Genomic DNA, 1,355 nt, shown 5'->3' with positions numbered 1-1,355 from the left:
TGGGACGGCTGAAAGTTGGTGCCACGCGGCGGTTTTCGGCCACCACCCGGGAGTCGTTGTTGGCGGATCTGCGCCGGATACTCGATCCGGATTACGGCGTGCGTGCGCGAGAGATCGCCCGGCACATGACCAAACCCGCTGAAAGCGTTGTCAAGGCCGCTGACGTGGTGGAGAAGTTTGCCGGCTCGCGGAGTCGCGCCTGATCGGCAAAGCCGACAGCGCGGATGTGTGCCGCACTGTCAGCGTCCTGACTCCGGCGCCGGCGCCGAACTAGTTGCCGCTTCTGGAGACACGGGACCACACTTTCTGGCACACTAGATATCTGATCAGCCGACGATGCCTGGGGGTCGCGTCAAACCGTCAAAGGTCGTCACAGTCCAATGGTCGGGGGGATAGGGCCGATGATATTGGCTTCGTCACACCCGACGGCGCCCGGTGGGAATTGCCGGTTCGCCCGCTCGCGGAACCTCATTCCCCATGCCATGCAACGAAAACAGTCAATCCCAATAGGGAAGGGAGAGACTGAAATTAGGGCCGAAAGACCCTACTCTGAAGTGTTGCCGGGGCAAGGGAAAAGTGATTAAGGTTACAACGCGATGAAATTTGCTGTGGCAAGCTACGGGACGCGCGGTGACATAGAGCCGTGCCTCGCTATCGGGCGGGAACTGACGCGCAGAGGGCACGAAGTCCGCATGGCCGTCCCGCCCAATCTTGTTGAGCTCGCGCAGGAAGCAGGCCTGGCGGCCATCGGCTACGGACCCGACATGCACGACTTCTGGAGCGACGAGTTCATCCGCGACTTCTGGAAGAATTTCGTGCGCGGGCCCATCAAGTTGATGCGCGACGCATGGGAGCCGGTGCTGCGGAACTGGCAGCTGATGAGCTCGTCACTGATGTCGGTCGGTGCCGGCGCCGATTTGATCTTCACCGGACAGCTCTACCAGGACCTCGCGATCAACGTCGCCGACTACTACCGCATTCCGATGGCCACGCTGCATTACATTCCGATGCGGCCCAACGGCCAGCTCGTTCCGCGCGTGCCGGCGCCGCTGTTTCGCTCCGGCATGAAAACGGTCGAGTGGTTGTTTTGGCGCTCGACGAAGCAAGTGGAGAACGCACAGCGCCGCGAGCTCGGACTGCCCGCGGCCACGAAACCCTCGCCCCGGCGGATCGCCGAACGCGGCTCGCTCGAGATCCAGGCCTATGACGAAGTCTGCTTTCCCGGGCTGGCCGCCGAATGGGCGAAGAAATGGGGCGACCGACGGCCCTTTGTCGGCGCGCTGACCATGGAGTTGACCACGGACGCCGACGAGGACGTGGCATCGTGGATCGCCGGTGGATCGCCGCCGATCTGC

1 protein-coding gene and 1 pseudogene are annotated in these 1,355 nt (G+C 62.9%); both read left to right on the top strand.

From position 1 onward, the window contains the following. Nucleotides 1–203 (top strand): annotated as a pseudogene (locus tag A9X04_RS27650) (glycosyl transferase family 1); the annotation flags it as partial. Between the two features lie 393 nt (nucleotides 204–596). Then, nucleotides 597–1,355: glycosyltransferase (locus A9X04_RS27645; protein ID WP_197509454.1), on the top strand; the 759-nt coding region annotated here is incomplete at its 3' end.

Source organism: Mycobacterium sp. E3247, assembly GCF_001667785.1.
Classification (GTDB): Bacteria; Actinomycetota; Actinomycetes; order Mycobacteriales; family Mycobacteriaceae; genus Mycobacterium.
This window is presented reverse-complemented; position numbering and strand designations above follow the sequence as displayed.